We start from the raw sequence: 19,963 nt of genomic DNA, 5'->3' as shown, positions 1-19,963 counted from the left end.
TATTCTTTCAGTTGTCAAACAGTCAGGGAGCAGCTACTAATTGAATGCTCGCTTTCGGTGGTTTAGCGTAATGCTGCCAGATTGCATCAGTGCGGGCAAGCGCGGGCCCGTCATGTACGAGAAACCGATAGTGGCTGATATGTGGTTTCCCGGGATCAATTTCCCAGTCGCCCAGTGGGCAGGGGGTGAATACCATATAAGGCATGGAGGGATGAATCCGTACCGGTTCAGGAAAGCGAAAATTACCGGGGCTGGTGAGAATCGTAAAACCGCTCCAGGGAGTGTCTGGTTCAGTTCTACCGGAAATATCACACCAGCGTGCCCGATCATGATTGCCGTTCGCCCGGGTCTTGCCGTTCGAATTCAGAAAATCACAATTCTCTTTCGTCCATCCCCGACCGCCGCGAATGGCCATGCCACCGTAATGATATTCTGGCAGGTTCAACGGAGATTCGGTCGCACACCGCAAATCCGAGGTGATATCATACATCCAGTAGGCGGGGTCTTTCGCGGGTTGATTCCAGACTCGAATGCCCCATGTTTCCAGTAGAGCGGGGGTTTCTGATTCGCCTGTCAGATCCACATGTTCCTGCGTCACAATCAGTTCCGCAAAGACTGGCCCCACCTGTTTCGAGACCAGATTTTTAAATCGAACCCGCCCTTTTTTGCTTTTGATTTCCCAGAAATTGGTTGGACGTCCCTCAAAAACGGCTTTGGTGAATGCGAGGAACTGTCCACTCTGATGGGCATGATCCGGGGGAAATTCATCCGAGACAATCTTACCGCCCGGCGTCCAGATCGGATGAATGTGCGCACTGCGACCATATAACGGATCCAGGGGTTTGGGGGGCTCAATATGTTGATAGTTGTAGCTCAATACCGGGTGATCACCGATCCGGATCTGGTAGGCTCTGTCGGTCTCTTTGATCGTCAGTTCTTGCGGGGGGGAAATAGTACCCGGATGGATCTGAAATTCGCGTGTTTTACCGGCGGCTGTTTTTCCCGGTGGAATCCACCAGAGTAAATCGGCAGACTGCTTGCGCTTTTCAATCTGCGCGGGGATCGCGGTCATCTCCGCATCTGCTGTCTCAATCAGAAAAACCTGCTCTGCAGTGAATCCCGTCTCCGGAAGCTCCACGCTGACAGGTTCATTTTCGAGTGGTGACTTCCCTGCCGTGAAGCGGACTGTTCCCAGCGTCCCGTCAGCGGCTGCCAGTTGATTTGTTGCAGAGGAAATCAGGAACAGTATTAAAAAAAGGGGGATTTGTAACCAGTTTCGGGATAATATCATTTCAAACTCTCGGTAAGGCCAGAGCGTCGCTCTGTAACTTTTCAGTAATCGTTACTCCATGCTACCTAACCATTTGTGTCAGTTGCAATATGGGCTTTGCCGATAATCGGGAAACAGACTGAAGAAGACGCGTCTGTCATTCCACCAGGCGTTGTTTCCTGACTTCATGCAGCAGCTTTCCCTGTTCGTCATAGAAGCGAAACTGCAATTCAGCTTTCTGCCCTTTGTCTTCTGGTAGCACTTTTACGTACAGAAATCCACCGGATGCCGGCTGAGAGGTATAAGGTTGCTGGACGATACCTTTCGGATCGGTCCCTTTTTTGTCTCCCGGATTCACTCCCAGGCGGGAATTCGCATCTACCAGGGCACCCGTTGAGAATTCTTCGATCCCGGGGGGATGAATCGAGTGGTATTGCCAGTGACGATCCCCGCAGATCAGATAAAAACCGCGCTGGTTTAATCCCTCCTGATCAAGCCACTGGAAGAATTCATCCCGTTCGTGACGGAAGCCTCCAAGGTTGGTGTGATTGTCTTTTTTGCTCTTGCCATCCGGACCGATCATCGGCGTGGGAGAGATCAATACTTTGAATGTGGCATCAGATTCTTTCAGGGTCGTCTTCAACCAGTCACGCTGCTTTTTTCCCCAGATCGTTTTGTCCGGTCCATCCGGTGTGCGATTTGGGCTGCGGTAATCCCGGTTTTCCGTGAACCAGACCTGCAGCAGTTTTCCCATGCGATACGTTCTATATGTGATAGGATCCGTGTCGAGTGGATCAACGATGGGAACCTGTTCTCGAAAGATGCGCAGCCCCAGATCATTGTTCGGTTCACGTTTACCTGTCAGATCACAGTCGTTATAACGAAAGTCATGATCGTCTTTTTCCCAGTAAGTAGGCACACTCGAAAACAGATCAACATACCGCGGCTGCACAAACTGTTCATGCCATTTTTTTCGCATTTCAGCGGGTGTCTGGGCAGCGGGTTTGGCTGGATGATCATAATATACATTGTCACCTGTGCCGACAAAAAAGTCCGGCTTCAGTTTCAGAATACTCAGCAGAGCCGGGTAGCCTAGTTCTTTGTCTTCACCCTGGTAAGCAGGGCGTTTCCCCAGGCCATGATGAAACGCATTGAAGTTCATGCCCGTCACGACCACAAAGCTGATCTCTTTCGCCTGGTCAGCAGCAGGCAGCGTCTCAAAAGTATTGGTCGGACCGTTCTGTGTCGTCTGCTGATTGGGGCCATACTGCAGACGATAATAGTAGCGCGTTCCCGGCTTGAGATCCTTTACCAGAGTTTTCAGCATGTAGTCCTGCTCTGCTTCTGCCTGCAGCCAGTCTGAGAAAAAGGAGTCTGAGAAATCCTGGTGAGTCGAAAGTTCGAAGCGCCCCACACCTGTAATGCCCGGCAGATCTCCACTTTGGTCCAGCTTCCCGGCCGTTAAACGAGATTGTAAGATCACGGAATCCGTATCCACTTCACCTGCCATTTCCCCCTGTTTTCGTGCGGGTTGATCTGCACTCGCTTTCGACAGAGAAACTGAAAGTGTGAGACAGCAGATCAGGCAGCAGCATATTAAGCGGACAGGACAGGGGATTCTCATCGGGTTCTCTCCTCATCGTGGGTCAGCAGAATGAATACCAGGTAAGGTCTGGATACAGGCTAACCGAATTCGAGAGTCGACTTCAACTCCAGCGGCAGTCAAGGCAGCAGATAAGGCACCGTGTAATAATAGACGGGGACCTGGCAGGGACATGCCTGACTGGGAGCTGCAGGAGGAGTAGGGGGGGCGTTCGACGCAGGCGTCGCGGGTTTGGTCGCCTTGGTTTCAGGTTGTTTTTGTGTCACTGGTTGTTTCGGTGTCACTGGTTGTTTCGGTGTCACTGGTTGTTTCGGCGTTGCCGGTTTGGGAATCACATTCTGAACCAGTACTGTTTCATCCAGAGGCAGGCTGTCGGACGACACTGACGCCTGTGAAGTCACCTTGCCCGCTTTGACGGCTCTGACGCGTGCCTGCAAGGTTCTTGTTTCGTTGGCTGCCAGTTGGTCCATCTGAAATGACAACTGCCGTCCCTGTTCGTGCATCAGTCCCTCGGGCAGATCCAGATTCAGGTTCACAGAGTTCTGGTCCTGGCGACCCCGATTACTCACCTGGATTTCCAGGGGAAAGACTGCTCCTTCTGCAACCACATCCGGCCCTTTGATCTTCAGTTCCAGTGACGGCGTAAAAATATCGGTGCTCGAAGACACATTCGAAACCAGTTTCACCAGGGAACTGGTTTCCACGCTTCCTTCCTCTGCGAGATACACTTTGATTTGCAGTTCTCGTTCTTCATTCGGTTCCAGCCGTGCGATTTTCCAGCTTAACTGGTTCTGATTGACTTCCGCCGGCGGCAGCAGATCGACCAGGCTCGCGGCGGGGGAAAGTGTCTCGTTCACATCCACGTTGAACGCGGCTGTCCTCCCCTGGTTTTTGACGAAGATCGAATAGGTCAGCGTATCCGTGGCCGTTCCCTGTTGGGGAATCGTTTTTCTGATTTCGACGTGCAGATCTTCCTGAGTACCGGGATTGGAAGGAACGGACTCCCTCAAATCCGGTTCAAGAGGCTGTTCCTGACCGACCTGCAGATGCTCGTTTCCTGTAATCCGTTCGTGATAGAGCGTGGGGCGAATGGTAGCCCGGGATTGTGCCTGCGCTCGATCCAGATTCACCAGGGTCCAGCTTTCATCAAACAGAAAACGGTCGCCTGGTTCCAGTCGACTTACCAGGTCCCCTGCAGTGACCACCGCTTCGACCAGAAATGGCTCGTCCATTCCCGGGTCTCGCATTTCACGTTCGCTGATGCGGATTCGCTGAACATTCAGCGTCAGTTCCGGATCAGCGGCCGCTGGTTCGGGGGGCAGTTCGAGATCTGGTAGTACAATCGGCCGCTCACGCGGTAACATGAATTCTTCGCGCGCGGGTGTCGCGGCGATATGCTGTGGAAGTTCACCAAAGGAAACATACAGCGGATCCGTTTCTACAAGCACAAATCCATCTGCATCTGGAATTTCTACCGCGATTCGTGAATCTATCAGGTTGTCTTCTACTGGTTCCGCGTACTCCACTTCCAGGGGAGCGGGCGTGAATTCTTCTGCGACTTCGGTGTCAGCAGGCTCATCGGCGGGCATTGCCAGTAACAGCAGGATTGTCAAAACGATCGCAGTAGCGCCCAGACTGGAAGAAACTGACCATTCCGGCGCACGTCCGAATAGCGTCTTCAACTTAATCAACCAGACGGGAGCGTAATCTTCAAACTTGAGGGAGAGATCATATTCGACAGCGTCGTCTTCAATCTCTTCGGAATACCAGTCGGATTCACTGGAATTCGCAGTGCTGATCTCATCTGGCTCCTCGCGTCCGTTCGCTCCGGGCGCGGTCTCTGCAGGCGCGCGGCGATTCAAGTCTGAGTTATGATCATCAGCTGGGGGCATCACAAAATCAAATCCGTTGCTTGTGTCTGTCGCCGTTCCTGGCAACAACCGTCCCAAAACGAAATTAAGTAAAGATACACAGTGCGTGAAAATTAGCAAAAAGAGCCCGCAATGGGAAGTGCGATTTAATTTCCCCCGGAATACAGCAAGTTTTTGTGAAAATAGATAGAATTGGATATCGTCTGAGAATATCCTGTAATGCATCGACATAAACATAATGTAACTTATTGGTACATCAATCCTGTATTGACAGGTGATCAATGTCAGGCGAGCTCGCCAACGAGCATTCGGACCATTTCGGCCTACGTGCCATTCCAGGTCTGATAAGACACCAACCAGCTTAGAGGATCCTCGACATGTCATCGCTCAACCGTCGTACTTTTCTCAAAACTGCTTCAGCAGGATTACTCGCCTCGCAGTTGAATCTCAGTGGAACCAAAGCCGCTGATTCCAAACCGCTGCTGCCGGCCAAAGTCGTTGACACCCATACTCATTTTTATGATCCTTCTCGCCCCGAAGGCGTTCCCTGGCCGAGGAAAGGTTCGTCTCTCTATCGAACAGTCCTGCCCAAAGACTTCGTGGAACTGAAAAAGTACCAGCCCGTCAATGCCACCGTCGTTGTGGAAGCCAGTAAGCTGGTCGAAGACAATCAGTGGATTCTCGATCAGGCGAAAGACAATCCGGTGATCATCGGCTTTGTGGGGCGTCTTACTCCGGGCGAACCCGATTTTCGTAAGCACCTCAAGCGGTTTTCGAAGAACCCGCTCTATAAAGGAATTCGCATCAATTACGATCTGCTCGATCTTGGCTTGAAACAGAAACAGTTTATGGACGACCTGAAACTGATGGCTGACCAGGGACTGCAGGTCGACTTGAATGGCGGCCCGGTTACTCTGAATGGAGCACGTCTGCTGGCCGAGCAGGTTCCCGACCTGCGGATCGTGGTCGATCATATCGGTAACGTCGCTATCAAAGGGGATGAGATCGATCTGCGGTGGAGAGAATATATGGAATCCCTGGCCGATCAGAAACAGGTTTTTATTAAAATCTCGGCCCTGGTCGAAGGAGCCGCCCGTCATCGTCCCGATGCTGTCCCTGCCGACGTCGAATATTACCGACCGACCCTGGATGTCATCTGGAAAAATATTGGAGTCGACCGCATGATTTTTGGCAGCAACTGGCCGGTCTCCGAACGGGCCGCCGACTATGTCACGCTGCAGAAAATCCTGGTCGACTACCTGCAGGACAAAGGTCAGTCGGCCCTTGACAATGTCTTCTGGAAAAATTCCAAGCTGGCTTATCGCTGGGATAAATATCCCGGTGAATAAACGGCACACTGCGTAACCGTTCCACAACTGAAGAATCCGGCCTTGACTGCTGCCCGCCGATAGGCATCCTGTTGCTCTCAAGTGTGTCGCGCGCGTTGGCACAAAAAAATCGAGTGAACCACGTGAACCACTGCGAAAATCAGCACTACAAAACCCGCTGGATTCAGCACGATTTGAAAAAAAACAACGCATAACCGACTGCGGGTCGACACACTTCGCCCTGCGTTCGCAGCGAAGTAACCGGTTCTCAGCCAGACACCGGTTCCCTCTCGTCACCCATCGCCACAAAAATCTATTCATCCGTTCTTGACTCCTGCCTGTCCTTCCAGAAAATAAAAGACCGAAACAGGGGCAATCCCTGATGTACATTTGGAATAAGACGAAAACCGGGTAGCCCCGAATGCAATTCGGGGTTGTCGCAAACAACAGGAAACTGTCAGTGCAAGCATTCAAATCAGGGAAACAATACCAACCCCTTCCATGTAGGGTGCGGACCCATGTGTCCGCCCGCCTGGCGAGTATCAACCATGTTTCGCACGACAAGGGAAGCAGATAAAACATCGCAGCTTTCTTTTTCTAACACGAAAAACATAAAACCAGCCATAATGAAGAACGGGAAAGCCCGAATGCAATTCGGGCCGAGCGCACCGAACAGGAGGTCGCAGCTGCCACGTGCAATCCAGAACCGGCATTGCCATACTCACTCAGCATGGCCGGACAAGCCGGGCCATGGCACCCGATAACCTCTACTATTATAGGGGTAACACAACACCCGATACATTTAAAAAGCAGGCAGGGAATTTAAGCTTCCGTCCTGGATGAATTCTACCAGATGTAACTTGAGAGCCTGCAGATGAACACGTCGCATCGGAATTCTTGCTGCTAAGAATCCAGTAACACAACGTCACTCATCAGTTCACTAAACGAACCCCATCGCTGCCACTGCTCACCAATCCGTAAATCACATAGAATTGATTCATGCTCAAACTGGATGACAGGGCAATCTACATTGGGTAATCTGGGATTCAGGTCAAAACACATCGGATCATAGTTGATAGTAGAACGGCCAAAGGGGAGATAGCCAGCGGGAATCAGAACTTCAGCCAGAGCGCGATCAGCAAAAATCGATTCAGACAGTCCGGTAAAGTTGTCGCCAGGAGGATTGGCAAACAACCTGAGTAATTTCAGATCTACTTCCAGCCAGCGAAAAGACAGCAGTAGTCGCTCATACAATGGAGGAAACGTCCCTCCGATCCGCTGATAGAGAGGATCCAGTTCTGCCGGGTCAGTCTCCACAGGGAGCGGCTGCCAGCGGGAAAACTCCCGCCAGCTTTCCCATGTCTCCGTTTCTGGTTTGATCAGCAGTTCGGCAGGTACCTCTTCCAGAGCGAGCATCTCATCCAGTCGCGCGAACGATTCAACAAACTGTGTCAGCAGCTTTGTGTCAGACATGATTCGATCATACAAAAAGTCGTGTAAACATTGACTGATTGATCTGACATACAGTACTGGTAAAAGTTCGTGTGTTTTCGTGCTTTTCGTGGTAGTAAAAACACTACTCCGATTTCACACCCGCCGTATTGACCGCGATCACTTTGTACTGATACGTCTTCCCCGGTTTCGCGGTTTTGTCGACGAACTCAAACTTCTGCAGTGGCAGCACGGGGGTATCGCCGTAGCTCATGTTCTGGAACAGGGGGCGTCCGAAACGGTTGGTCGGTTTTTCGGGGAGTTGGCCGATCTGCTTGCCGTCGCGTTCGATCAGAAAGGCCTGGATACCACTCTCAAAGTCGGTTCCCGCTTTCCAGGTAATCGTACCGGTCGCAGCATCCACTTTAACATCGGTGGGTGCAGGGGGCGGCGTCTTGTCACTGACTGCACCGGTTTTCACGAAGTCCAGCCAGGCGATCGCAACCGCTTTGTCGGGCAGCCAGTTGGCTTCCGCTTTGTTTCCCTCAAACTGGTCGTAAGGGACCGGCATGGTTTCACTGAGCAGGGGAGACAACCAGCCTTTGCTGATCTCCACAGCTTTCAAAGGGGCTCCTGCTTTGTCTGGCAGACGTTGTTGCAGGCAGGCGTTGAAGAAGGGAATCGCCAGGTAACGTGAGTCGCCGGTTTCGTGGCCCGTGCGGGGATCGGGGGCAAAAGCGATCGGCGCCCCTTTGGCGCGATAGTCTTTGAACATCGCCAGGCTGCCCGACCAGGCGCGGCTGAAACGTTTGGTTTCTTTTTCTTTCAGACCCGGGTTCGCCACCATGGGAATCTGCATGGCCGCAGCTGGGATCTCGGGCGCCGTAATTTCGTCATTGGTCCAGTAACCATAGGCGGTTCCTGACTGAAACCAGATCGCCACGATTCGTTCCGGGTACTCCATCTGCATCAGACTCGACCAGAACCCGCCTCCCGAATGACCCCACAGACACCAGGGCGCGGTGGCGACTTCAGGATGTCCCGACAGTTTTGCCAGCTTCTGCAGTGACTCGACAAACACTTTGCTCGAACCATTTCGCGGATCACACCACAGGCGGCAGTTCTGTTCCTTGGCCTGATGAAAACTGGGGCCGAGCAGGGCACAGCCGTTCTTGCGTGCCAACTCCTGCCAGTGCAGGTCGTGAGCCGCCGTCACGCTGCCCGTGCACGAACCGGAACCACAGCCATGCTGATGCACGATGATGCCCCGCACTTCCTTGAGTCCTTGTGGAATCCACAGCGTATAGGTCACACCAATCTGCAACTGCCCCTCTTTCGGATCGGTTGGCTGTTCGTAGGTGGTGCTGTAATACGGGGGCTCGAACGAGGCATCGACCCGCGGCAGCTTGAGGGGAGCAATGGTTTTGGTTTCTTCCGCAGAGACAGGGCAGAGAGTCGTCTGCAGCAGGAACAGGGAGACAAGGCAAATCGAAGCGGCGCGTGATTTCATGATGTTGATCCAGTAAAGAATGAAACGTATTTCCGACCGGGGCGGGCTTTGAATCTGTGCAGCGTATAGCTATGCAACGTATTAATGGTACGAAAACCGAGGATGGCATGCCAGCGTACAGATGCGTAACAATCGGGGAAGTATGATTCGAGCACCGCAGTCATACGGACGTTTTGCGGCGACTCATCCAGTACAGCGGTACGCCGATCAGCACCGGGATCAGGCCCAGCAATGCCAGGCCGCGGGCATAATCCAGACTGGCGTAAAGCATGTAGAGACAGGTCAGGCAAAACAGGATCGGTGTGACGGGATACAGGGGAACGCGGAACGGTCGCTCCATCTGCGGCGCTTTGTACCGCAGGATGATCAGGCTCAAGCCCGTCAGGAGAAAGAAAGTCCAGAACAGAGGAGCCGTCGCGACGAGCAGGGTATCAAAGCCGTCCTGGTACTGTTCCCATTTGATAAAGTCACCCTGGATCAGCGTAAACGGCGCATCGATCAGGCGACGGCCTGTTTCCGTTCCCACCAGCAAAATCATGACGATCGAGATCACGCCTTGCGACAACAGCGAATAGAGGGGGGCGTTCACTCGCACATTCCAGCGGGCCAGGGCCGCAAAAAAACGGTGGTCCATGCCCAGTCGCACGTTCACGCGGGACCCGGTAATAATCAAACCGTTGATGGCACCCAGCGAGGAGATCATAATAATCAGGCTGATGATTTGTGTGCCGTAATCCCCCCAGGCATTGCCCAGCAGTTCTGCCGCCGGTGTGGAGGACTGCAGCAATCGGGTGGAACCCAGCCCCCACAGGTAGGCTAAGTTGATCAGCAGGTAAATGACCAGGATTCCCCCGGTGCCCGCGATCAGTGCCCGCGGAATATTTTTGCCCGGCTCTTTGACTTCCGCAGCGACAAAGGCCGCATCGTTCCAGCCGCCAAATGCATACAGCACAAATACCATCGCCAGTCCAAAATGCAGTTCCGAATTCGGGCGCTTTATGACTGGTTCGACAACAGTGTCGCCTGTTCCCTGCAATCCCAGGTACAGGCCGCTCACAAATATCGCCGCCAGACCGATGACTTTAGCCAGCGTCAGAATGTTTTGTGCCCACTTGCCGACCATCAGCCCCAGCAGATTCAGGAAAATCAGAATACAGACAGACGCAGATGCCAGTACGACCGACCAGCCCTCGGGAATCTCATAACCGGAGGCGTTCAGAAACTCGATTGCATAATCCGCGAACACATACGACATGATGCCGATATTGCCCGGATTGATGGCGATGAACTGCGCCCAGCCAAACAGAAACCCGGTCCCATTCCCATAAGTACGGGACAGGAAGACATAGTCGCCGCCCGTCTCCGGAATCGCAGACGCCAGCTCGGCGTAGCACAGCGCCCCGGCCAGCATCAGCAGGCCTCCCAGCCCCCAGATTACAAAGCCGGCTTCAATCGAACCCGCGTTTCCGAAGACCAGACTGGGCAACTTGAAGATCGAAACACCGATCACAATCCCGATGATGATATTCACGGTATCCCACAGGCTCAGCTGTTTTTGAAAGCTTGAGCCCGATGTGGGAACCGACTCAGATTGCCGTTGCTCTGCAGGCATGCGAATTGCTGTCCCCTGTCCAGCTGGATTGAAAAGCGGAAATTGACGATGGATCAGGCGGGAGTTATGCCTACCAGCACTGAGACAGGCATCGTCCAGATTTCCATGGTGTCATCTACCTGAAGCGAAAAGCCGGCCTCCTGCAGTAAACCGGTCGCATTGATGGGCTGACAGTCGACAATGTGTGGGAAGTGCTGGTGCATCCATTTGTAGGTTTTTTCCAGGAAACTGTCTTTTTCCCCCTCTTTGGGTAGTGCCATGCAGACGACACCCAGACGGCCCCCCGGCTTCAGCACCCGCTTGATTTCGGACAGCACTGCGGGGATGGTTTCCAGCGGAAACAGTTCCAGGGTAAAGCTCATAGAAACAACGTCAAAACTTCCCTCTGCAAAGGGGAGGGGAGGTGTATTGGCGACCATCAACTCCACACGATCTGCCAGGCCGGCTTCAGCGACCCGTTTTTCCGAGACGGTTTTCATGCCGTCTGAAATATCCACGCCGCTCACCTTGCCCGCCGCCCCGACAGCTTCCGCCAGCGCTACCAGTGAATGTCCCGTACCATAACCAATTTCCAGAACTGATTCCCCCTCTTGAATCGCCAGCGCCGTCAGCCCTTTTTCCCGGGCCACATGCTCGTTGGAATCAGCGATCATATCATAGGAATGGCTGATACGGTCATAAAACGATTTTGTCTGTTTTTCGTCGGTGGTGCTCATGGCTGTTTTCTCCAGTCTGGAAGGTGAGAGGCTTATGCCGCAAATTATAAAATGAACCAGCAAACGAGAGAAGTCGCAAGCTACAAAACTATAGGAACTTCAATAATTTGGAATGAACAAAACCGTGGATGACGACAGTCCTGCCAAACTGACACAGTCAGGAAGACTAAGAAAACAGATCTTACCCAAAACACTGTTTTTTGAATTCCTTTCATCGTCGGAGCATGCTACAACATACGGAGAGCGTTCGCACAACTCATATCGCAGGGAATAAAACCTTCACGGGCAGTCTGTGAATGTGGTTTGTCCGAACCGTTCAATGAAGCGCTTTAAAAACCTCTATTCGAATACATTGATGGATCAGGGAATGAGCCCGCCTGGGCCTTGTTCCATGCTGAGGAAGGAACAATTATGCGAAATGTGTTGGCCTTGGTTCTGGCCGGTGGTAAGGGATCACGTCTGGAACCGCTTACCAGGGATCGAGCAAAACCCGCTGTACCGTTTGGAGGCGGTTATCGCATCATCGATTTTACACTTTCGAACTGCATCAACAGCGGGCTGCGTCGGATCCTGATTCTGACCCAGTATAAAGCAGCCAGTCTCGATCGGCATATCAATCTGGGCTGGCGGTTCCTCTGTCGGGAGTTGAATGAATTCATCGACGTTCTACCTCCTCAGCAGCGTATCGACGAACAGTGGTACCAGGGAACCGCCGACGCCGTCTATCAGAATATCTACACCATCGAACGGGCCCGCTCGGAACACATCCTGATCCTTTCCGGCGATCATATTTATAAAATGGATTATTCCAAACTGATTCGCGATCATAAGGAATCCGGCGCGGAAGTCACCATTGGCTGCATTCCCGTAGATCGTGACGAAGCCACGCAGTTTGGTGTGATGGGCGTCGATGAAGATATGCGCGTGGTCAAGTTCGAAGAAAAGCCGGCCAATCCCGCTCCCATGCCCAACCATCCCGATAAAAGCCTGGCTTCGATGGGCATCTATGTTTTCAATACGAATTTCCTGTTTGAACGATTGTGTTATGATGCGACTCAGCTCGACAGTTCACATGACTTCGGCAAGAATATTATTCCGTCGATCATCGACGACCACCTGATTCGCGCGTATCCCTTCCAGGATAAAAATACAGGCGACGGTTATTACTGGCGCGATGTCGGAACGATCGACGCGTATTATGAAGCGAATATGGATCTGGTCTCCGTACACCCGCAGTTAAACCTGTACGATAATACCTGGCCCATTCGTTCCTATCAGCCACCCGATCCACCACCCAAGTTTGTCTTTGCCCAGAGTGAAGGCAATAAACCACGCGTGGGTCAGGCCGTCGACAGTATGGTCTGTGCGGGCTCGATTATCTCAGGTGGTCGCGTCAGCCAGTCGATCATTTCCTCCAACGTACGCGTTAACAGCTGGGCAGAAGTCGATAATTCGATTCTGTTCTCGGGCGTGAATGTGGGTCGGCATGCAAAGATTCGCAATGCAATTATTGATAAAGGTGTATCCATCCCCAAAGGCTGTGAGATCGGCTATGACCTGGAAGCGGATAAAAGTCGCGGTTTTGCCGTTTCTGAATCCGGTATCGTGGTCATCGGGAAAATGGACGGGTTCCCCGCGCGGGTTGAATCCTGACCGCCTGCGTTTCGCCTGGTACCAGTGTCGCGCCGGTATCAGGCGCGGCGCATAAAAATTCCCGGAAGCAGTAGCCCAGGGGGGGGAAGGACTTGTACTACTTCCGGGAGGCGATTGTACGCCATTATTTTTCATGCCTGACAGACACGCCTCAAAGGACACTCCATTTTAGTCGCTTCAAAAAAGATCGATGCCACAGCATCCGTGCCTTTGGCATTCGATCTTTCCACTGAGTGAATGAAATCGCTCAGCGGACACCAGTGTATTATTGAAGGTTGAAAAAGGGATTGATAACGGTCATTCTGAGGTGTGATGTTATCAGGAATGGTCTGTTTGATGTTTTCAAAATCAGCGTGAACGCCAATGGTGCGGGGAGAATAGAAAGTCATTTTGAATCGGTCAATACCAATCTCAAACGATTTTTTAAAAAGCATTCTGAATACAAATTCAGCGTGTAAATATTTCAAAAAAACAGGGAATCAAAAACTTCGAAAGGATCTGGCATCATGTTTCGACAACTCTTATTAATTTTGACAGTCATATGCAGTATGAACCTCCTTGCTTCCGTCAGACTGGAAGCGACAGAGAAACAGAAACCGAATATTATTTTCATCATGGCCGACGATTTAGGCTACGCGGAACTTGGTTGCTACGGTCAGAAAAAAATCAAAACACCGCATATCGACAAGCTGGCTGCAGAAGGTATGAAATTCACGCAGGCTTATGCCGGTTCGATGGTCTGTCAGCCTTCACGCAGTGTATTGATGACAGGACAACACACCGGGCATACCGCCGTGCGTGCCAACGACCTGAACCAGTTGTTGTATGAAGAAGACACGACCGTTGCCGAAGTACTCAAAATCGCCGGCTATGCTACGGGTGCGTTCGGCAAATGGGGCCTGGGTTATGAAGGAACACCTGGCCGACCCGGACAGCAGGGCTTTGATGATTTCACAGGGCAACTGCTGCAGGTACACGCCCACTTCTATTATCCCTTCTGGATCTGGAATAATGAGCACAGACTCATGCTGCCTGAAAATGAAAATAACCAGCGCGGCCGCTACATTCACGATCTGATTCATGAAGACGCCAAAGCTTTCATCCAGAAAAATAAAGCGCAGCCCTTCTTCGCCTATCTGCCTTACATTATTCCTCACGTGGAACTGGTGGTCCCGGAAGAGTCAGAAAAGCCGTATCGTGGTCAGTTTCCCAAAAAACAGATCCTGGATCCCCGACCTGGTTATATTGGTTCGGAAGACGGTCTGACGACGTTTGCCGGCATGGTCTCCCGCCTGGACGATCACGTGGGAGAAATCGTCACGCTGCTGGAAGACCTGGGGATTCGTGATAATACGTTGATTATTTTTACCTCCGATAATGGCGGGCAGGGGGGAACCTGGAAAGAGATGACCGATTTCTTCAACGGTAATGCGCCGCTCCGCGGTCATAAAGGTTCGATGTATGAAGGAGGCATTCGAGTTCCTTTCATCGCGAACTGGCCGGGAAAAATCGCTGCCGGAAAAACATCTGATCTGCAGATTGCTTTCTGGGATGTATTGCCCACACTGGCTCAGGTTGCAGGGACTACAGTTCCCTCTGGTGTCGATATCGACGGCATCTCGTTTTTGCCCACCCTCCTGGGCAAAGGGAAGCAACCAGAACACGAGTACCTCTACTGGGAATACACCAGGGGGAAGATTCGCTCGCGTGCGATTCGCCAGGGAAACTGGAAAGCCGTACAGAATCGTATGAATCAGCCGATTGAACTCTACGACCTGGGTACAGATATTGGGGAAACGAAAAACCTTGCGAAACAGCATCCGGAAAAAATCAAAGATCTGCAGCAGATCATGCAGCAGGCTCATTCTGAACCGCGAGACTTTCCCCAGACACTGAAGCCGGTGGGCATCAAAGGATACGTGAAGTAAATTTCAGGGGAATCAAGCACGTGTCGCAAAAGAAAAACCGCAGCCCGATTTCAGGCTGCGGTTTTTAAGTATTCAAATTCGCTTCTACCTGGTTAGTTGGCCAGATCCCACCACCAGCGACCCACGGGCAATGCAGGTGCTTTAGACTGAGCGGAAACGGCTCCGACTTCGGGAGAGACTTTCAGGTTCTGCTGATTTTTCACAACCGAATTTGTATCCACCCGCACGCCGCCGGCAACCTGGACGACAACGTCTTTGCCGTTGTAGACACGGTGGTTGACAACAGTGTCGACTGTGTGAGCTGCTTCGAATTCAGCCGGGCGATAGACACCATTGGCAGCAAAGGCGGTCATTTCCCAGCCGGCACGATTTGCCAGATGTTCGTTTCGCATCAGGGCGGCTACCAGAGCCAAGTCGAAAATGTTCTGCAGGTCGGCGTAAACCAGATCCTGCTGTGCCAGTTCCTGATAGTGCTTTGTGAAGTTGGCAGCGAATTCGCGGTTCAGCTTCTCCGCTTTTCCCGTTCGTAATCGTTCACCTTCTTTAGTGACGATCTGATTCTCTGACTGACAGAGTACGGAAGAACCCACGACCTGGTATGCTGTCCGTTGCGGGTTATGCAGTACCGAATCATATTTCATGGTCAGCCACCAGCGGAGCGCTTCGAGGTTCATGCCGCTTGCATTGCTATCTTGAGCCAGCAGATCGAAGTAGCTGGGGATGTTTTTGCCGGCATCCATTTTTCCGATGCCAATCAGTTTCATACGGTAGTCGGCTTCAATCAGGACACGGGCGACACGTGATGTATCAGGCACACCGTACAGTGTAATATCCTGTGTTCCCAGTTTTTCTTTCAGCTGTCTGGTGTAATTTCGCACGCCGGCACCTGCACTCAGCGGGCCACGGGCATTAGACTGAGCGACAAATTCATTGACGCGTGCCAGACCTTCAGCACGTGGATCGAAGGAACAGCCGAAGATTTCTTCACCGTTGTCCGAGAATGTTCGCAGGATCGTCACCAGGTCATCCAGTTGCAGAACAGGACGGCCGCTTTCTACGCCGACAGCCAGACCTTCTTCATTATAAATCCAGGCTTCTGCCGGACCGGCGATCACGATTTCCTGATCTTCCGGGTAGACAAAGACATATTCGACCTTGGTCAATCCCGCCAGCATTTTCATGGTTTCAACAGGAGAACGACCTTCTTCAATCAACTGCTGCACTTCTTTTTCCAGACGGGTCAAAGAAACCAGACGCAACTGACTGTTCTGGGCAACATTCTTATTCAGGCTGGCTTTACGGGCTTTGACTCCCAGTGCTTCCAGTTCGCCTTTCAGTTCCTGTTTGCTGATATGGTGCAGCATGCCATTAGGATCAACGCGGACCCCTGCGGAGAACTGTCGCATTGAACCTTCACCAGATCCGTCGTCGATCCATCCCCCTGAAGTCTGTGTTTGAATCAGGTCAATCAGCTCGGTGAAGTCAGCTAACTGAGATCCACCAGCCAGCGACATCGCCTGTGCCCGTTCGCCCATGGCTTTGGTGCGTTCTTCAGCCAGGGGGATACGGTTGATGGTTCCCAGGGCAGCGACAAAGTCACCGGAGTCCATCTGGGCTTTGACAACCATTCTGAGTAAGAGAGTTCGTTCCTGCAGGTTTGACACCGTTTCAGCGACTTCAATTGCCTGTCCGAATTCCCCTGCTGACAGATGTGCGGCAACCTGTTCTTCAGGTGATACACGTGGCGTTTCTGCGACTGGTTTTATTTCTGCTGCAGGAGTCACCGCAACGGTTTCCTGTTTTTCCAGTACGAGTGGTGTTTCATCCTGCACCTGAACCTGTTCTGATGCTTTTTCCACAGTCATATCTGACCGGGGATTCACCAGGTAAAAGGTGACTCCCAAAACTACAGCTAAACAGACAACGGTTGCCAGAACTGAAACAGCACTGGAGCCGACACGAGGGTGATTAGGGCGCATGGACGCTCTCCAATAGGCACAACATATTAACGGACAAGCTTGCAGTTCGGATGTGTACGTTCTGCAAGATGGGAAGTTTAAGGGCTTTATGTACTAGGATCGTCCAACTTTGCCCTGACGTCAAGCATAATCTTAAATTTCTTGGTCTTCCTATTTCAGCTCAGCTTTGACATCCAAAGAACAGTTACAAGTAGTAGAATAGAAACACTTCGTTCAAAATCCGTAACACCCTGAAATTCCTGCGATCGATACAGAAAGTATTATCGTGCCAGAACTGCCTGAAGTAGAGACCATGGTCCGCGGCATCCGCGAGGCCGTGGAAGGCCGCAAAATAAAAGACTTTCGAAATTGTCCCTGCCCGTGTAAGCCCATTTCCATGAAGCCAGGCATTAAATCCATTCGAACAAAAGCTTTAAATCAAACTGTAACCAGCGTCAGACGTCGGGCAAAACGGGTGATCCTGGATCTGGAGAATGGGTATTCGTTCGTCATTGAACCCCGTATGACTGGACTGATGTTACTGTCTGATCCCCCTGATACCGGTCATCTGCGTCTGGAGTGGACTTTGCAGAAAGGACGGTCCAGCCGATCACTCTGGTTCTGGGATCGCCGTGGCCTGGGCACGGTTCAACTGCTCAGTCGGAAGGAACAGGAACTGGTCCTCGGACCGCAGAAACTGGGACCCGATGCACTTGAGATTACAGCCAATGAATTGAAACAGCGCTTGGCGAAAACCAGTCGTGCCATCAAAGTCGCCTTGCTGGATCAAAAAATGGTCGCTGGAATCGGTAATCTGTATGCCAGTGAAATGCTCCATCAGAGTCGTATTCATCCTGAACGGACCGCCGATCAATTATCGACGGCAGAAATCAGATCGCTGCACAAAGCCATGCAGCAGATTCTGAAAACAGCGATTCGCTATGAAGGATCCACACTCGGCGATGGAACCTATCGGAATGCTCTCAATCAGTCGGGAGGCTATCAGAATCAACATCAGGTGTATGGTCAGGAAGAAAAAAACTGTCCGTCCTGCAAGGGAGCACAGATTGTCAGGATTGTCCAGGCCCAGCGATCTACGTTTTTCTGTCCTTGTTGTCAGATCATACCGTCGTAAACTGAAATCTGATTAATTTCACTGAATTGAGGTGAGAATTGTCGAATCATGCTTTTCTATACAGACAATTTTGGAATAAGATCACCTGAGAGATGTTAAAGCGACTTCGCCGCATCTGTTTCGGATCTCATACCCGCTGGTAATCCATGTCCTATCGTGCTTTCAAAAAACTGCTGGGGGAAACCAACCTCGAACGCAAGTGCCGCTACCTGTTTGGGGGCGGATTGCTCGTATTAATTACGGCCAGCTTTTCTTTGAATACCTGGTTGAACAATCAGGTTCTGAACGATCAGAACATAACCTCCGCCCGTCTGCTGGTCGCGCCGATCATTCTGGAGAAGCACTGGAAATGGTCCGAGTCGAACGATCAGTACCGCATGCTGATTGAAAAGATCGCACAGTCTGTCAAACCCCAGGATCTCGGCGACTACAGTTGGGCAGTGTTTAAAGCGAATCCATCTAATGCGGATTCCAAAGAACGCCCCATCGACAGCGCCGGCTATGAAGCGCTGGAACGCATCAAGCAGGGAGAAAACGAAATCTTCTACCGCGATGAAACGGAAGGCAAGTTTCAGTATTACGGTGCCATTCATGCGACGGAATCCTGTGTCTCCTGTCATCGTCTCCGCGATGATCCCGATCTGGAACTGGGCGGACTCATCGGCATTGTGAATATTCGCTTCCCCTCGCAGAAAGTCGAACAGGCACAGAACTGGAATAACGCCATCAACCTGGCTTCGGCTCTTGTGACCGCTGTCCTGGCGATGCTGGCCGCTTACGCGATTGTACGATATGTGATTGTAAAACCCGTATTGCACCTGAAAGATGTGAGTGATGAAATTGCGCACGGCAATCTGGATCTGCGGGCCGACATCCGCACGGGAGACGAATTTGAAGAACTGAGCTATGCATTTAACCGCATGCTCCGTCACCTGGTCACCGTGCAGGAGGAACTGCGGACCGTCAATACCGACCTCGATACCAAAGTCGACGAGCTGGCGCAGGTCAACCTCAGGCTCTATGAAATGAACAAGCTCAAAGACGAGTTTCTGGCGACCATGAGTCACGAACTGCGTACGCCGCTCAACAGTATTCTCGGTTTCAGTGATCTGCTCGCCAATTCCAAAGATCTCAACGAGAAGCAGAAACGTTATGTCAGCAATATTCAGATGTCCGGAAAAAATCTGCTGGCCCAGATCAATGATGTGCTCGATCTGGCTAAAATCGAGAGCGGAAAAATGGAACTGCAGCTTTCCGAAATTACCGTGGCGGATCTGATTGAGCGTCGGGTGGGGAACATGCTCCCACTGGCAGATAAAAAGAATATTGAGCTGACCTCCGAAATTGATCCGAAGATTCCTATTCTGTTTCAGGACTCCATCAAAATACAACAGATTCTCAATAACCTGCTTTCCAATGCCATCAAGTTTACGCCGGAAGGTGGCAGAGTCCATGTCGCTGCCAGGCTCTGCGGAGAAAATCCGAAACTCATGGACCTCATCGTTGAGGACACAGGCATCGGGATCCCCCTGGATGAGCAGGAACATATTTTCGAAAAATTCCGCCAGGGAAAATCTTCTTCTGAATCGCGGGACACAATGAGTCGTTCTTATGAAGGGACGGGTCTCGGATTATCGATCATTCGCGAACTTTCGAAACTGCTCGATGGTGAAGTCTTTCTGGAAAGCGAATTTGGTCGAGGCAGCAAGTTCACCGCACGTCTGCCTGTCCGCATGAGCCTGTCACAGGAGGGGGTTCTCTCGGATCTGGATGATACCTCAGTCGGCATGAATCGCATTAAAACATCCGATCTGCAGAATTATTCCCGCGAAAAACTCGGCGAGAACGAACATTCTGAGACGCGCACTCCTTGAATCTCACACAGTGAGCGCCTACCCTTTGCTTTCTGGTTACGACACATCGGGCTGTCGGACCTGTTGTATTCTCC

At 51.7% G+C, this 19,963-nt stretch carries 13 protein-coding genes; 5 read left to right on the top strand and 8 right to left on the bottom strand.

The window, feature by feature from the left end; genetic code table 11:
• Positions 1-22: 22 nt before the first annotated feature.
• The 3 genes from GmarT_RS21160 to GmarT_RS21150 form a co-directional block, all read right to left on the bottom strand.
• The gene (locus GmarT_RS21160) at positions 23-1,291 is read right to left on the bottom strand and encodes a DUF6807 domain-containing protein (RefSeq protein ID WP_002643898.1); all 1,269 of its coding nucleotides are present in this window, start codon (positions 1,289-1,291) and stop codon (positions 23-25) included.
• Between the two features lie 136 nt (positions 1,292-1,427).
• On the bottom strand, positions 1,428-2,894 hold the full coding sequence (locus GmarT_RS21155) for an alkaline phosphatase D family protein (RefSeq protein WP_002643899.1): 1,467 nt from the start codon (positions 2,892-2,894) through the stop codon (positions 1,428-1,430).
• Between the two features lie 98 nt (positions 2,895-2,992).
• The gene (locus GmarT_RS21150) at positions 2,993-4,765 is read right to left on the bottom strand and encodes a COG1470 family protein (RefSeq protein WP_002643900.1); all 1,773 of its coding nucleotides are present in this window, start codon (positions 4,763-4,765) and stop codon (positions 2,993-2,995) included.
• Positions 4,766-5,121: 356 nt separating this feature from the next.
• Here GmarT_RS21150 and GmarT_RS21145 point away from each other — a divergent pair, with 356 nt between their 5' ends.
• Positions 5,122-6,093 (top strand): amidohydrolase family protein, encoded by a 972-nt coding sequence (locus GmarT_RS21145; RefSeq protein ID WP_002643901.1) that lies wholly within the window; start codon positions 5,122-5,124, stop codon positions 6,091-6,093.
• Between the two features lie 882 nt (positions 6,094-6,975).
• Here GmarT_RS21145 and GmarT_RS21140 read toward each other — a convergent pair.
• The 4 genes from GmarT_RS21140 to GmarT_RS21125 all read right to left on the bottom strand — a co-directional run bounded on the left by GmarT_RS21140 (position 6,976) and on the right by GmarT_RS21125 (position 11,341).
• The gene (locus tag GmarT_RS21140) at positions 6,976-7,545 is read right to left on the bottom strand and encodes a hypothetical protein (RefSeq protein ID WP_002643903.1); all 570 of its coding nucleotides are present in this window, start codon (positions 7,543-7,545) and stop codon (positions 6,976-6,978) included.
• Positions 7,546-7,648: 103 nt separating this feature from the next.
• Positions 7,649-9,013 (bottom strand): alpha/beta hydrolase family protein, encoded by a 1,365-nt coding sequence (locus tag GmarT_RS21135; protein WP_002643904.1) that lies wholly within the window; start codon positions 9,011-9,013, stop codon positions 7,649-7,651.
• Positions 9,014-9,173: 160 nt separating this feature from the next.
• Positions 9,174-10,625 carry an APC family permease gene (locus tag GmarT_RS21130; protein WP_002643905.1) on the bottom strand — a complete coding sequence of 484 codons (1,452 nt, stop codon included), beginning with the start codon at positions 10,623-10,625 and terminating at the stop codon, positions 9,174-9,176.
• 53 nt (positions 10,626-10,678) lie between these two features.
• On the bottom strand, positions 10,679-11,341 hold the full coding sequence (locus tag GmarT_RS21125; RefSeq protein ID WP_002643906.1) for a class I SAM-dependent methyltransferase: 663 nt from the start codon (positions 11,339-11,341) through the stop codon (positions 10,679-10,681).
• Between the two features lie 411 nt (positions 11,342-11,752).
• Here GmarT_RS21125 and glgC point away from each other — a divergent pair, with 411 nt between their 5' ends.
• Both glgC and GmarT_RS21115 read left to right on the top strand, forming a co-directional pair.
• Positions 11,753-12,994 carry a glucose-1-phosphate adenylyltransferase gene (gene glgC, locus GmarT_RS21120; protein ID WP_002643907.1) on the top strand — a complete coding sequence of 414 codons (1,242 nt, stop codon included), beginning with the start codon at positions 11,753-11,755 and terminating at the stop codon, positions 12,992-12,994.
• A gap of 506 nt (positions 12,995-13,500) precedes the next feature.
• Positions 13,501-14,922, top strand: a complete 1,422-nt coding sequence (locus GmarT_RS21115; RefSeq protein WP_044236136.1) for an arylsulfatase — start codon at positions 13,501-13,503, stop codon at positions 14,920-14,922.
• Positions 14,923-15,014: 92 nt separating this feature from the next.
• Here the strand turns inward: GmarT_RS21115 and GmarT_RS21110 are convergent, their stop codons facing one another.
• Complete coding sequence (locus GmarT_RS21110) at positions 15,015-16,901, bottom strand: DUF1598 domain-containing protein (RefSeq protein WP_002643910.1); 1,887 nt, start codon at positions 16,899-16,901, stop codon at positions 15,015-15,017.
• 265 nt (positions 16,902-17,166) lie between these two features.
• Between GmarT_RS21110 and mutM the strand changes: the two genes are divergently transcribed.
• Together mutM and GmarT_RS21100 are read left to right on the top strand one after the other, a co-directional pair.
• Positions 17,167-18,015, top strand: coding sequence for a DNA-formamidopyrimidine glycosylase (mutM, locus tag GmarT_RS21105; protein WP_002643911.1), 849 nt, complete (start codon positions 17,167-17,169; stop codon positions 18,013-18,015).
• 146 nt (positions 18,016-18,161) lie between these two features.
• Positions 18,162-19,889, top strand: a complete 1,728-nt coding sequence (locus tag GmarT_RS21100; RefSeq protein WP_002643912.1) for an ATP-binding protein — start codon at positions 18,162-18,164, stop codon at positions 19,887-19,889.
• Positions 19,890-19,963 lie beyond the last annotated feature (74 nt).

The sequence above is a fragment of the Gimesia maris genome (assembly GCF_008298035.1).
GTDB classification, from domain to species: domain Bacteria; phylum Planctomycetota; class Planctomycetia; order Planctomycetales; family Planctomycetaceae; genus Gimesia; species Gimesia maris.
Note: the sequence above shows the minus strand (reverse complement) of the source record. Positions and strands in the feature narration are given on the sequence as shown.